12 protein-coding genes are annotated in these 12,647 nt (G+C 70.9%); 6 read left to right on the top strand and 6 right to left on the bottom strand.

Translation table 11 applies throughout. The features are described from left to right. The first annotated feature begins 124 nt into the window (after nt 1–124). The 4 genes from tilS (at nt 125) to folE (ending at nt 4,846) form a co-directional block, all read left to right on the top strand. The gene (gene tilS / locus ACGFZS_RS06660) at nt 125–1,219 is read left to right on the top strand and encodes a tRNA lysidine(34) synthetase TilS (RefSeq protein ID WP_393794168.1); all 1,095 of its coding nucleotides are present in this window, start codon (nt 125–127) and stop codon (nt 1,217–1,219) included. A 76-nt stretch (nt 1,220–1,295) separates the two neighbouring features. After that, nucleotides 1,296–1,856, top strand: coding sequence for a hypoxanthine phosphoribosyltransferase (hpt, locus tag ACGFZS_RS06655; RefSeq protein WP_359206847.1), 561 nt, complete (start codon nt 1,296–1,298; stop codon nt 1,854–1,856). A 207-nt stretch (nt 1,857–2,063) separates the two neighbouring features. Continuing rightward, nucleotides 2,064–4,103 carry an ATP-dependent zinc metalloprotease FtsH gene (ftsH, locus tag ACGFZS_RS06650; protein ID WP_393794167.1) on the top strand — a complete coding sequence of 680 codons (2,040 nt, stop codon included), beginning with the start codon at nt 2,064–2,066 and terminating at the stop codon, nt 4,101–4,103. Nucleotides 4,104–4,240: 137 nt separating this feature from the next. Beyond that, complete coding sequence (gene folE / locus ACGFZS_RS06645) at nt 4,241–4,846, top strand: GTP cyclohydrolase I FolE (protein WP_355722245.1); 606 nt, start codon at nt 4,241–4,243, stop codon at nt 4,844–4,846. 19 nt (nt 4,847–4,865) lie between these two features. Here folE and ACGFZS_RS06640 read toward each other — a convergent pair whose 3' ends face one another. The 6 genes from ACGFZS_RS06640 to ACGFZS_RS06615 all read right to left on the bottom strand — a co-directional run bounded on the left by ACGFZS_RS06640 (nt 4,866) and on the right by ACGFZS_RS06615 (nt 9,905). Further along, nucleotides 4,866–5,354 carry a DUF3180 domain-containing protein gene (locus tag ACGFZS_RS06640; protein ID WP_393794166.1) on the bottom strand — a complete coding sequence of 163 codons (489 nt, stop codon included), beginning with the start codon at nt 5,352–5,354 and terminating at the stop codon, nt 4,866–4,868. A gap of 50 nt (nt 5,355–5,404) precedes the next feature. Continuing rightward, nucleotides 5,405–6,016 (bottom strand): 2-amino-4-hydroxy-6-hydroxymethyldihydropteridine diphosphokinase, encoded by a 612-nt coding sequence (gene folK / locus ACGFZS_RS06635; protein ID WP_393794165.1) that lies wholly within the window; start codon nt 6,014–6,016, stop codon nt 5,405–5,407. Beyond that, complete coding sequence (gene folB, locus ACGFZS_RS06630; protein ID WP_393660051.1) at nt 6,013–6,372, bottom strand: dihydroneopterin aldolase; 360 nt, start codon at nt 6,370–6,372, stop codon at nt 6,013–6,015. Before folB ends, folK begins: the two co-directional genes overlap by 4 nt. 246 nt (nt 6,373–6,618) lie before the next feature. Beyond that, the gene (locus ACGFZS_RS06625; protein WP_393794164.1) at nt 6,619–7,122 is read right to left on the bottom strand and encodes a nuclear transport factor 2 family protein; all 504 of its coding nucleotides are present in this window, start codon (nt 7,120–7,122) and stop codon (nt 6,619–6,621) included. Beyond that, nucleotides 7,119–7,997, bottom strand: a complete 879-nt coding sequence (gene folP / locus ACGFZS_RS06620; RefSeq protein WP_393794163.1) for a dihydropteroate synthase — start codon at nt 7,995–7,997, stop codon at nt 7,119–7,121. Before folP ends, ACGFZS_RS06625 begins: the two co-directional genes overlap by 4 nt. 96 nt (nt 7,998–8,093) lie before the next feature. After that, nucleotides 8,094–9,905, bottom strand: a complete 1,812-nt coding sequence (locus ACGFZS_RS06615) for a phosphatidylglycerol lysyltransferase domain-containing protein (RefSeq protein WP_393794162.1) — start codon at nt 9,903–9,905, stop codon at nt 8,094–8,096. A gap of 224 nt (nt 9,906–10,129) precedes the next feature. Between ACGFZS_RS06615 and ACGFZS_RS06610 the strand changes: the two genes are divergently transcribed. Both ACGFZS_RS06610 and ACGFZS_RS06605 read left to right on the top strand, forming a co-directional pair. Further along, nucleotides 10,130–11,245 carry an alpha/beta hydrolase gene (locus ACGFZS_RS06610; protein ID WP_393794161.1) on the top strand — a complete coding sequence of 372 codons (1,116 nt, stop codon included), beginning with the start codon at nt 10,130–10,132 and terminating at the stop codon, nt 11,243–11,245. A 97-nt stretch (nt 11,246–11,342) separates the two neighbouring features. Further along, complete coding sequence (locus ACGFZS_RS06605) at nt 11,343–12,641, top strand: hypothetical protein (protein WP_393794160.1); 1,299 nt, start codon at nt 11,343–11,345, stop codon at nt 12,639–12,641. Nucleotides 12,642–12,647 lie beyond the last annotated feature (6 nt).

The raw sequence follows: 12,647 nt of genomic DNA, 5'->3' as shown, positions 1-12,647 counted from the left end.
GGGACCGTGAGCGATGGGTAGGCGTGCAATGCTCGGGGAACGGCCCGTTTCTGTCACCATCTACACACTCTGAGTGACCGATCCTCGGGCTCACCCCCCGAAAACTTCATGAAGGGAACCGGACATGGGTCCCCATCCTGCGGTCGCGGCGATACGCCTGGCGGTCCGCCGCGCCCTCCACGACATCCTCACCGACCTGAACCGCCACAGCCGCACCCCCGGTGAACGCGCCTTCGGGCACGCCGGTGTGCGGGTCGTGCGCCCCGTCGGAGAGATCCCGGAGCAGACACCGAACGAGCGGCCCCCCTCCCCGCTCGTCCTTGTGGCATGCTCCGGCGGCGCCGACTCCATGGCGCTCGCCTCCGCCCTCGCCTTCGAGGCCCCCAAGCTCGGCATCCGCGCGGGCGGCATCACCGTCGACCACGGCCTGCAGCCCGGCTCCGACCTGCGCGCCGAGGAGGTCGCCCTCAGACTGCGCGAACTCGGCCTCGACCCGGTCGAGTCGATCACCGTGACCGTCGGCCGCGACGGCGGACCCGAGGCGGCCGCCCGCGACGCCCGCTACGCGGCCCTGGACGCCGCCCTGGAGCGGCACGACGGCGCGGCGGTCCTGCTCGGCCACACCAGGGACGACCAGGCCGAGACCGTCCTGCTCGGCCTCGCCCGCGGCTCGGGCATCCGCTCCCTGTCCGGAATGGCCGCGGTCTCGGGGGCCGGCGGCCGTTACCGACGCCCCTTCCTCCAGCTGGACCGGCAGACCGCCCGCAAGGCCTGCCTGGTCCAGGCACTGCCCGTCTGGGACGACCCGCACAACGCGGACCCGGCCTACACCCGCTCCCGGCTCCGCCACGAGGGCCTGCCCGCCCTGGAGAAGGCCCTCGGCAAGGGCGTCGTCGAGGCCCTCGCCCGCACCGCCCAGCTCTCCCGTGACGACGCCGACGCCCTGGACACCTGGGCCAGCCAGGCCGAGGCCTCCGTACGGGACGCCGCGGGCCTGCTGGAGTGCGCCAAGCTCTACGCCCTGCCCCCCGCGGTGCGCCGCCGGATCCTGCGCCGTGCCGCCATCGAGGCGGGCGCGCCGGCCGGTTCCCTGTTCGCCCGGCACATCGAGGAAGTCGACCGGCTGATCACCGGCTGGCGCGGTCAGGGAGCCATCAATCTCCCGGGCAAAGTCGTCGCCCAGCGCCAGGGTGGCAGACTGGTGATTCGGCAAGGCTGAATCCCGACCTCACGGAGAGCTCCTCGGTGCTCCTCCGACGGGGTGGGTAGGCCGGTGGGACGACCGACCGAAAGTGATGCGGGTGGACGCGAAAGACATGGGTGCCGACCTCCAGGCGGTACTCATCACCAAGGAAGAGATCGACGCGAAGCTGGTCGAGCTGGCCGCGAAGATCGACGCGGAGTACGCGGGCAAGGACCTGCTCATCGTGGGCGTCCTCAAGGGCGCCGTGATGGTCATGGCGGACCTCGCCCGGGCGCTGTCCACCCCCGTCACCATGGACTGGATGGCCGTGTCCTCCTACGGCGCGGGCACCCAGTCCTCCGGTGTGGTGCGGATCCTCAAGGACCTCGACACCGACATCAAGGGCAAGCACGTCCTGATCGTCGAGGACATCATCGACTCCGGGCTGACCCTGTCCTGGCTGATCAACAACCTCGGCTCCCGCGAGCCCGAGACCCTGAAGATCTGCACGCTGCTCCGCAAGCCGGACGCGGCCAAGGTCGCCATCGACGTCGAGTGGGTCGGCTTCGACATCCCCAACGAGTTCGTCGTCGGCTACGGCCTCGACTACGCCGAGAAGTACCGCAATCTCCCGTTCGTCGGTACGCTCGCGCCTCACGTCTACGGCGGCTGACCCCCGGCTGATACGCCGGAGGGTCCACTTACGTAAGACGATCGGGAACCCCAGCGGGTTTCGCGCCGTTGGAGCATGCAGAGACGGGTTTGCCAGCCGTCCGAGCCGCTCCGTGCGGCTTTGGGTAACAAAGCTGGGGTACCGTCAGAAGAACTGTCTTATCAAACTCACTATGGCAGGAGGGACGGGGCGTCTCGCTCCGTATGGATGGACGTGAAGCGATACTTCCGTGGGCCGGTCATGTGGATCGTGCTGGCCGTCCTTGCCGTGGTCGTGTTGATGCAGGTCGTCGGCTCGTCCGGCGGCTACAAGACGGTGGACACCGGCCAGGTCGTGGCGGCGATCAATGACAACAAGGTGGAATCGGCCAAGCTGACCACCGGTGACGAGCAGACCATCAAGGTCACGCTCAAGGACGGCGAGAAGGTCTCCGGCAGCTCGAAGATCCAGGCGAGCTACATCGGCGACCAGGGCGTGACCATCGCCAACACGCTGCAGACCAAGTACCAGGACAAGCAGATCCCCGACGGCTACACCGTCGCGCCGACGAAGCAGAACGCTTTCCTCGGTGTCCTGCTCTCCCTGCTCCCCTTCGTCCTCATCGTGGTCGTCTTCCTGTTCCTGATGAACCAGATGCAGGGCGGCGGCTCCCGCGTCATGAACTTCGGCAAGTCCAAGGCGAAGCTCATCACCAAGGACACCCCGAAGACGACGTTCTCGGACGTCGCGGGCTGCGACGAGGCCGTCGAGGAACTCCACGAGATCAAGGAGTTCCTCCAGGAGCCGGCCAAGTTCCAGGCGGTCGGCGCAAAGATTCCCAAGGGCGTGCTCCTCTACGGCCGTCCCGGCACCGGCAAGACGCTCCTCGCGCGCGCCGTCGCCGGCGAGGCCGGGGTGCCCTTCTACTCGATCTCCGGTTCCGACTTCGTCGAGATGTTCGTCGGTGTCGGTGCCTCCCGGGTGCGTGACCTCTTCGAGCAGGCCAAGGCGAACGCCCCGGCGATCGTCTTCGTCGACGAGATCGACGCGGTCGGCCGCCACCGCGGCGCCGGCCTCGGCGGCGGTCACGACGAGCGCGAGCAGACCCTGAACCAGCTGCTCGTCGAGATGGACGGCTTCGACGTCAAGGGCGGCGTGATCCTCATCGCCGCGACGAACCGGCCCGACATCCTCGACCCGGCGCTGCTGCGCCCCGGCCGCTTCGACCGCCAGATCGCGGTCGACCCGCCGGACCTGCAGGGCCGTCTGGAGATCCTCAAGGTCCACCAGAAGGGCAAGCCGGTCGCGCCCGACGTCGACCTCGCGGCGGTCGCCCGCCGCACGCCGGGCTTCACCGGCGCGGACCTGTCGAACGTGCTGAACGAGGCGGCGCTGCTCACGGCCCGCAGCGACAAGAAGCTGATCGACAACCTCAGCCTGGACGAGGCGATCGACCGTGTGGTCGCGGGCCCGCAGAAGCGGACCCGGATCATGTCGGACAAGGAGAAGAAGATCACCGCGTACCACGAGGGCGGACACGCCCTGGTCGCGGCGGCCTCCCCGAACTCCGACCCGGTCCACAAGATCACGATCCTGTCCCGCGGCCGTGCCCTCGGCTACACGATGGTCCTGCCGGACGAGGACAAGTACTCGACCACGCGCAACGAGATGCTCGACCAGCTCGCCTACATGCTGGGCGGTCGCGCGGCCGAGGAACTGGTCTTCCACGACCCGACCACGGGCGCCGCGAACGACATCGAGAAGGCCACGGCCACCGCCCGCGCGATGGTCACGCAGTACGGCATGACCGAGCGTCTCGGCGCGATCAAGTTCGGCGGCGACAACACCGAGCCCTTCCTCGGCCGTGAGATGTCCCACCAGCGCGACTACTCGGAAGAGGTCGCCGCCCTGGTGGACGAGGAAGTCAAGAAGCTCATCGAGAACGCGCACAACGAGGCCTGGGAGATCCTGGTCGAGAACCGCGACGTCCTCGACAACCTGGTGCTCCAGCTCCTGGAGAAGGAGACCCTGGGCAAGGAGGAGATCGCCGAGGTCTTCGCGGCGATCCACAAGCGGCCCGCGCGCCCCGCGTGGACCGGCTCCTCCCGCCGTACGCCGTCCACCCGCCCGCCGGTGCTCTCCCCCAAGGAGCTCGCACTGACCAACGGGGCGAACGGCTCGACGCCCGCGATCAGCACCGTGAAGTCCACGGCGGCCGAGTCCGCCCCGGCGGTCGAGAAGGCCCCGGAGGACCGACCCGAGAGCTGAGTCACACTGCTCTCACCTGGCTCGGAATGGATGCCGCGCCCCCCAGGATCTAGCCTGGGGGGCGCGGCATTTCCGTAATGCCTGTACATGAGGCGCGTGATCCACATGCGCAGACCCGATGGAACGAGGCACCCCAGATGACCGACCCCGTGACCCTGGACGGCGAGGGCCCCATCGGCGAGTTCGACGAGAAACGCGCCGAGAACGCCGTACGCGAACTGCTGATCGCGGTCGGCGAGGACCCGGACCGTGAGGGGCTCCGCGAGACTCCGGCGCGGGTGGCACGTGCCTACCGGGAGCTGCTGGCCGGGAACTACCAGGAACCGGAAGAGGTCCTGACGACGACGTTCGATCTCGGGCACGACGAGATGGTCCTGGTCAAGGACATCGAGATCGTCAGCCTGTGCGAGCACCACATGCTGCCGTTCCACGGTGTGGCCCACGTCGGCTACATCCCGGCGGAGACCGGCAAGATCACGGGTCTGTCGAAGCTCGCCCGGCTGGTCGAGGTGTTCGCCCGCCGCCTTCAGGTGCAGGAGCGGCTCACCACCCAGGTCGCGGACTCCCTCATGCGGATCCTGGAGGCCCGGGGCGTGATCGTCGTGGTGGAGGCCGAGCACATGTGCATGTCGGTGCGCGGGATCCGCAAGCCGGGCGCCAAGACGACCACGTCGGCGGTGCGCGGCCAGCTCAGGGACGCCACGACCCGCGCCGAGGCGATGAGCCTGATACTGGCGCGCTGACCCTGCGGGGGAGCGGGGCTCACGCCACCGGCTCGGCCCCGCTGCGGTCGTTGTCGTCGTCCTCCGGGAGCTTGCAGACGCGCTCCAGGAACATGGCCGCCGCTATGACGCCGACGCCGGCGAGGACCGAGAAGGCGGCGTAGAGGGCCTGGTCGCGGCGGGCGGGGATGTCGAGGAGCTCCAGGAGGAAGACGCCCGCGCCGCCGTACATGCCGGCGACCAGGGCCGCGACCAGGGCGCTGGCCTGTCCGAAGACGACCGCGCGGGCCGCCATCAGGGGATCGACGCCCTTGGCGCCCGGGCGCCGCTCGCGCTGCGCCTTGAAGCGGGCGCGCAGCGAGAGCGCCGTGGAGAGCAGGACCACCGCGATCAGGGCCAGCACGATGGGGGCGGCCACCGGCACGCTGGGCAGGGTCCCCACCGAGTTCCAGAGGCGGGCGGCCGCCCAGGACAGCACCGCGGCCACGACGAAGACGCCGGCCAGCACCCTGATCCGCAGCTCTTTCACTGTGTTCCTTCAGCTCCCCCGCAGCGATGTGGTCGTCTTGACCTTAACGACTACTCGGGCAGTCGGAGTTCCAGGTCCGCACGCGCTTCCACACCGTGCCGGGTGACGGCGGTCAGCAGCTCCGCGACCGGGCCGAGGCCGGGCAGCTGGGCCTCGGGGTCGATGTCGTACCAGGGCGCGAGCACGAAGGCGCGCTGGTGGGCCCGCGGGTGCGGGAGGGTCAGCTGCGGGTCGTCGGAGACCACGTCGGCGTAGGCGACGATGTCGACGTCGAGGGTGCGCGGGCCCCAGTGCTCGTCCCGCACCCGGTTGAACGCCTCCTCGACCGCGTGCGCCCGCTCCAGCAGGGAGGACGGCGGGAGGGTGGTCTTCAGCACCACGATCGCGTTGAGGTACGTCGGCTGGCTGCCGGGCTCCACGCCCCACGGCTCCGTCTCGTACACCGGCGACACGGCCTTGATGCGGACGCCCGGGGTGTCCTCCAGCGCGTCGACGGCGCCCTGGAGGGTCTCCAGGCGGTTGCCGAGGTTGGAGCCGAGGGCGACCACGGCGCGTTTGGGGTTGGAGAGCGTGGTGTCGGCGGCGTCGACCTGCTCGACGACGGAGGCGGGCACCGGCTGTACGGTCGGGTCGCTGGGACCCCGCAGGGAGGATGCGGTCATACTCGGCTCCGGGTGATGGTGACGGTGACGTCGTCGAACGGGACGGTGATGGGCGCGTCGGGCTTGTGGACGCGGACCTCGACCTCTTGTACCCCCTCGTGCTTCAGGCAGGCCTGGGCGATCCGCTCGGCGAGCGTCTCGATCAGGTTCACCGGTTCCCCCTCGACCACGGCGACGACCTCCTCGGCCACGATGCCGTAGTGCACGGTCTTCGCGAGGTCGTCGGTGGCCGCCGCGGGCCGGGTGTCCAGGCCGAGGGCGAGGTCCACGATGAAGGTCTGGCCCTCCTCGCGTTCCTTGGGGAAGACACCGTGGTGCCCGCGGGCCCTGAGGCCGCGCAGCGCGACACGATCCACGCGAATCACTCCTGCAATCGTCGGTGACGGCGAGGTCGCGTCGCGTGCGGACGACGGACCGGCCACACACGAATCTACCTGCGGGCACTGACAGCGCCGGGGTACGGGGCGGCGGCGTCCGCCCTGGCCGGCAGGGTTCATCGCGCGTTTCCCCCGGAGAACCCGGCGGCTCACGGGCTGGTAGCCGTAGCTACTCGCGAGTTCGTGATTCCAGCCACTTCTTGGTCCGCGAGGGGGTTCCTCCGCTCAGGAGGGCGTGTCGTCCTCGTCCTCCTCGTCGGCCTCGGACAGTACGGGGGAGGCGTGGTGGGACCAGAGCTTCCAGTCGTCCGGGGTGCGCCGGAACACGTTGGTGGCGACGACGAGCTGGCCCACCAGCGGGCCCAGTTCCTGCCCGCCCTCCGGGGCCGGGCCGCCGCTGAGGATGTTCTCCGTGCAGGTCACCAGGGCGGTGTCGCCGGTGACGGAGACATGCACGTCGGTGAGGAAGAACTGGATGTAGTCGGTGTTCGCCATGATCAGCGCGTACGACCTGAGGACCTCGCCGCGGCCGGTCAGCACCGGCCAGCCGGGGTGCACGCAGGAGATCACGCCGCTGTCCGCGGGGTCGTGGTACTCCTCGTCGACGCCCAGGTCGGCGGGGGTGAGCCAGAGGGAGGAGACCGTTTCGAAGTCGCCGTTCTCCAGTGCCTCGTAGAAGGCGGTGTTGGCGGCCTCGACCTGTTCGACGTCCGTATGGGGGGCGCTCACCGGGCTCCCTCTGCGGTGCGGGCGCCCTCGATGGCGCGCGCGACCCGTACCGCGTCCGCCGTGGCGCGCACCTCGTGCACGCGCACCGCCCACGCGCCGGCGTGCGCGGCGAGCGCGGAGACGGCGGCCGTCGCCGCGTCACGCTCCCGGGCCGGCGGGGGCGCCCCCTCGGGTCCGGCCAGCACCCGGCCGAGGAACCGCTTGCGGGAGGCGGCGACCAGCAGCGGGTGGCCCAGGGCGTGCAGCCGGTCGAGGTGGGCGAGCAGGGTCAGGTCGTGCTCGGAGTCCTTGGAGAAGCCGAGACCGGGGTCGACGACGACCCGGTCGGGTGCGATGCCGCCGGCGAGGACGGCGTCCACGCGCGCGCGGAGTTCGTCGACGACCTCGGCGACGACGTCGTCGTACGCGCCCCTGACATTGCCGCCGTCCAGGAAGCCCCGCCAGTGCATGACGACGAAGGGGGCGCCGGACTCGGCGACGGCGGGGATCATGCCGGGGTCGGCGAGGCCGCCGCTGACGTCGTTGACGAGGGCGGCGCCGGCGGCGAGGGCCTGCCGGGCGACCGAGGCGCGCATGGTGTCCACGGAGACGACGACGCCTTCGGCGGCGAGGCCGCGGACCACGGGGATGACCCGGCGCAGTTCCTCGGCCTCGTCGACGCGGGTGGCGCCGGGGCGGGTGGACTCGCCGCCGACGTCGACCAGGTCGGCGCCCTGGGTGACGAGGTCGAGACCGTGCTTGACGGCGATGGTCGTGTCGAACCAGCGGCCGCCGTCGGAGAAGGAGTCGGGGGTGACGTTCACGACCCCCATGACCGCGCAGCGGTCCCATGCCGGAAGCCCTGTCACCTGGCCACGCCCGCTCTGGTTGTTCATACGTTCAGCGTAGGCCCCGCCGGGGCGGGGCCGTGCGGCCCGAGCGGAGCCCCCGGGCTGGAGGGTGAGGGGCTCCGCTCGGGCCCGTCGGTGGGGTCAGGCCGCCCGGACCTCGTGCTCGGCCACCTGGTGCGGGCAGGGGCGGGCGGCGGGGGAGGTGCGGCGCAGGAAGCGCGGGAGCGGAAGGGCGAGGTTGACGAAGCCCTCGGCCTGCATGGCGGCGAGGCCGATGCGCGGGAGGTCGCCGGAGGCCCGGTAGACCACGAAGCGCGGCTCCCAGCGCGGCTGGAACTTCGCGTTGAACTTGTACAGCGACTCGATCTGGAACCAGCGGGACAGGAAGACCAGCAGTCCGCGCCAGGCCCGCAGCACAGGACCGGCGCCGATCTTCTCGCCGCGCGCGAGCGCCGAGCGGAACATCGCGAAGTTGAGCGAGATCCGGGTGATGCCGAGCTTCGGGGACGCCTGGAGGGCGGCCACGATGAGCAGTTCGTTCATCCCGGGGTCGGCGGCGCGGTCGCGGCGCATCAGGTCGAGGGAGACGCCGTCGGTGCCCCAGGGCACGAAGTGCAGGATCGCCTTGAGGTCGCCGTAGGGACCGGGCAGTTCGTCGGTCTTGTGGGCGGTGGCGATCAGGCAGTCGCCGTCGTTGGGGTCTCCTATGCGGCCGAGTGCCATGGAGAAGCCGCGTTCGGTGTCGGTGCCGCGCCAGTCCTCCGCCGCCCGGCGGATGCGGTCCAGTTCGGCCTCGCCGAGGTCACGGATGCGCCGTACCCGGGTTTCGTAGCCGGCCCGCTCGATGCGCTTGACCATCTGGCGCACGTTGCGCATCGCGCGTCCGGCGAGCGAGAAATCCGCCACGTCCACCACCGCCTCGTCGCCCAGTTCGAGGGCGTCCAGGCCGGTCTCGCGGGTCCACACCTCGCCGCCCGTCTCCGAGCAGCCCATGACGGCGGGGGTCCAGGAGTGGGCCTTGGCCTCGTCCATGAAGCGTTCGATGGCGCCGGGCCAGGCCTCGACGTCGCCGATGGGGTCGCCGCTGGCGAGCATCACGCCGGAGACGACGCGGTAGGTGACCGCCGCCTTGCCGCTGGGCGAGAAGACGACCGCCTTGTCGCGGCGGAGCGCGAAGTGGCCGAGGGAGTCGCGGGCGCCGTGCTTCTCCAGCAGGGCGCGCAGCCTCGTCTCGTCCTCCTCGGTGAGGTGCGCGGCGGGGTGTTCGGGGCGGAACGCGAGGTAGATGGTGGTGACGGCGGTGATCAGGCCGAGCGCGCCGAGCGAGAAGGCGACCGTCCAGGAGGTGGAGCCCTCGTAGTCGACCGGGCCCTCGAAGCCGAACAGGCCGTAGATCACGTGGGTGAGCCGGTCGGCCAGGCTCGGGTCGCCGATGGTGCGCTTGGGGTGGGCGCTGACGATGACCAGGCCGAGCGCGAGGGAACCGGCGCTCATGAGGACGAAGTTGGCGAGCGCCCGCCACCGGCTGCGCGGGTCGGGCAGCGCCTTGAACTCGTCGCGGTGGATCACCAGCGGTACGAACAGCGCCAGTGAGATCAGCGCGCCGATGAGCGAGTGCCGGTACACGAACTGGGAGATCGCACCGGCCGGCAGCAGCGCGACCGCGGCCCGCCACGCCCGGCGCTTGCGCCGCTTGAGCCCGTGCGCGAGCAGCAGCAACAGCACCCCGGCGCTGAGCGAGAGCGCGGCCGCGAACGGCCCGAGCGAGCCCGGCAGCACCTCGGCCATGGCGTGCATACGGCTGTGACGGAAGCGCGGGAACACACCCGCGGCGATGTCCAGGGCACCCACAACGGCGCACGCCCGGCCGACCAGAGCGGGGACGGCCTCGGGACGCGGACCACGGACTATGCGCCGCGCCCGGCCTGATCGGCTCGGAACCTCGCCCGACATTTCCCCATCTATCCTGACAGACATCGCATCCCGTAGTTCTGCGAGAGACCTTGAATCCGGTGCCGATTCGGGCATCCGGCGACATTGCGCCCTCTAGGACGGTGTCTCGGGGGGAGAGGTTCACTCCTCACCGGAAAGCCGGTTCAAAGGCCAGGGAAAGCCCAGGGCAAGCCTCGCTGAAAGCGGCGGTCGCCACGGGGGAAAGCGCAGGCAGGAAGCACCTCATGGGTCTCACGAGCAATAAAATGCTGGCATTGGCGATCTTGTCCGCCCTACTGCTGTTCGTCGGTACCGTGTGGCTGTGGCCCCGGCTGGCCCGGCGGAACTGGCGGGCCGTCAGCGGTCGCGTCGGCCTTTTGCTGGCCACCCAGTTGGCGCTCTTCGCGTGCCTGGGGATAGCCGTCAACCAGGCTTTCGGTTTCTACGCGAGCTGGGCGGACCTGTTCGGTACGGAGACCGACCAGGGTGTCGTCGTCGACCATGCCTCCGGCGGCCCGGTGCAGGTGGTGGCCACGTCCGAGGTGCACGGCATGGGCGGCTCGCTGCCGCGGACGGCCGGCCAGGTCCAGCAGGTCGACATCGTCGGCCGTACGACGCACATCGCCACCCCGGCGTACGTGTACCTGCCGCCGGAGTACTTCCAGCCGCGGAACCGCACCCGTACGTTCCCGGTGACGGTCGTCCTCAGCGGCTATCCCGGCACCGCGCGGGCGCTGGTCGACAAGCTGCACTACCCGCGCACGGCGCAGCACCTGGTCCGGGACGGGCGGATGCGGCCGACGATCCTGGTGATGCTGCGGCCCACGGTCGCGCCGCCCCGGGACACCGAGTGCGTGGACGTCCCGCGCGGCCCGCAGACCGAGACCTTCTTCGCCAAGGACCTCCCCGAGGCCGTGCGCGCGCACTACCGGGCCGTCGGCAAGCAGGGCCGCTGGGGGATCGTCGGCGACTCGACGGGCGGCTACTGCGCGCTCAAGCTCGCGATGCACCACCCCGACGTGTACGGGGCCGGCGCCGGACTCTCCCCGTCGTACAAGGCACCCCTGGACGCCACGACGGGCGACCTCTTCCAGGGCGACCGGCAGCTGCAGAACCGCGCGAACCTGTGGTGGCTGCTGCGGCACGAGCCCGCCCCGGAGACGTCCCTGCTGGTCACCAGCAGCAGGATCGGGGAAACGAACTACAAGGACACGCTGAAATTCATCACGCGCGTGCAGGCCACGGAGCTGACCCGGATCTCGTCGATCATCCTCGACAGCGGCGGCCACAACTTCAATACCTGGCGCCGGGAGATCCCCGCGACTCTCCAGTGGATCAGCGGCCGATTGGGCGGTCACTGAACCCGGGCTCTGTCGATGCCGTGTGAAGACTTCGTTGTCGCTGTGTTTTTACGGCCCGGGGCACCACGATTCGCCTACGCGCGGTAAGTTTCTGGCCATGCCACGTGGACGTCACCGCCATTCCCCACCTTTGCACAGGCTGTTGCCTCCCTCGGCGATCGCCGGTGTCTCCCTCGTCTGCGCCCTTGGCCCCTGGTTGTCCTCCCAACCGACGGTGCTGCGCACCCTCGCGGCGATAGCCGCGGCCACCGCGGCCGTCGGTGCCGCCGTCATGCGGCGCTGGGACACCGACGCGGGCAAGCAGGTGGCCGACCTGTCACGCGCGCGTGCGAGCGACGAGTGGCGCCACGAGGAGCGGATCGCCGAGCTGGAGACCGACCTCGAGGAGTCGCGGGAGCTGCGCACCAAGCTGGAGCAGCGGCTGCGCGCGAAGCGGGCGGAGCTGGCGGGACTGCGCAACGAGCACGCGTCCCTGCTGCGCCGCTACGCCACGGCGGAGACCGAGCGCGCGAGCGCCCTGGAGGGCCGTCGCCTGCTGGAGATCGAGGCGGCGGAGCCGTCCGACGAGCTGCCGTCCGGCGGGGCCGCGGAAGCGCTCGAAGAGGCCGCGGACGTCGTCGAGGAGCTGGCGGTCGAGGAGCTGGCGGTCGAGGAGGCGACTCCCGCGGTCTTCTCGCCGGAGGGTTCCAAGCTGTTCCTGCGGGCCAAGGTGGCATTGGCCCGGTTCGACGAGAGCGACACCCCGGCGGCCGAGGCGGACGCCGACGGCGAGAGCGTGGCGGAGACGGCCGCCGAGCCCAAGACGGCCGAGGCCAAGGGCGAGTCCGCGCCGGAGGACGAGGACCAGGGGCAGCCCGAGGCGGCCGACGGGCACGCGCGCGCGGCCGCCACCATCACGGCAGGCCCGGAGGACACCACCCCGGCGGAGTCCGAACGGCCCGAGCGGTCCGAAGGGTCCGAAGAGTCCGCGGCGCCCGAGGGGTCGGCAGAGCCCGAGCAGTCCGCGGGGCCCGAGCAGTCCGCGGGGCCCGAGCAGGACGTCCCGGCCGCGACCGCGCCGTCCGCCAACTCCGTGCGGCCCACCGGGCACTTCACGGTGCCGACCGCGGTGGCCGTGCTGCCGGCGGCGCCCATCCCGCGGCCGCTGGTCACCGGCGGGTTCGACTTCTTCGGTACGCAGAAGGGCGCCGCGGCGGGCGGGCTGGACACCATGCACAACGAGGACCTCGCGGACGTCGTCGGCCAGGAGGCCCTCGCGCTCCACAAGGCCGAGTCCGAGGCCGAGTTCAAGCCCGCCGACCCGGAGTCCCGGGGCGTCGGCCAGGTCATCGACCTGACCGCGCACGACGAGACGGAGCAGATCAACCTCGGCGGCCTGCGCAGCGCCGCGTCCTGAAGCCAC

The sequence above is a fragment of the Streptomyces sp. NPDC048288 genome, assembly GCF_043201555.1.
Classification (GTDB): domain Bacteria; phylum Actinomycetota; class Actinomycetes; order Streptomycetales; family Streptomycetaceae; genus Streptomyces.
Note: the sequence above shows the minus strand (reverse complement) of the source record. Positions and strands in the feature narration are given on the sequence as shown.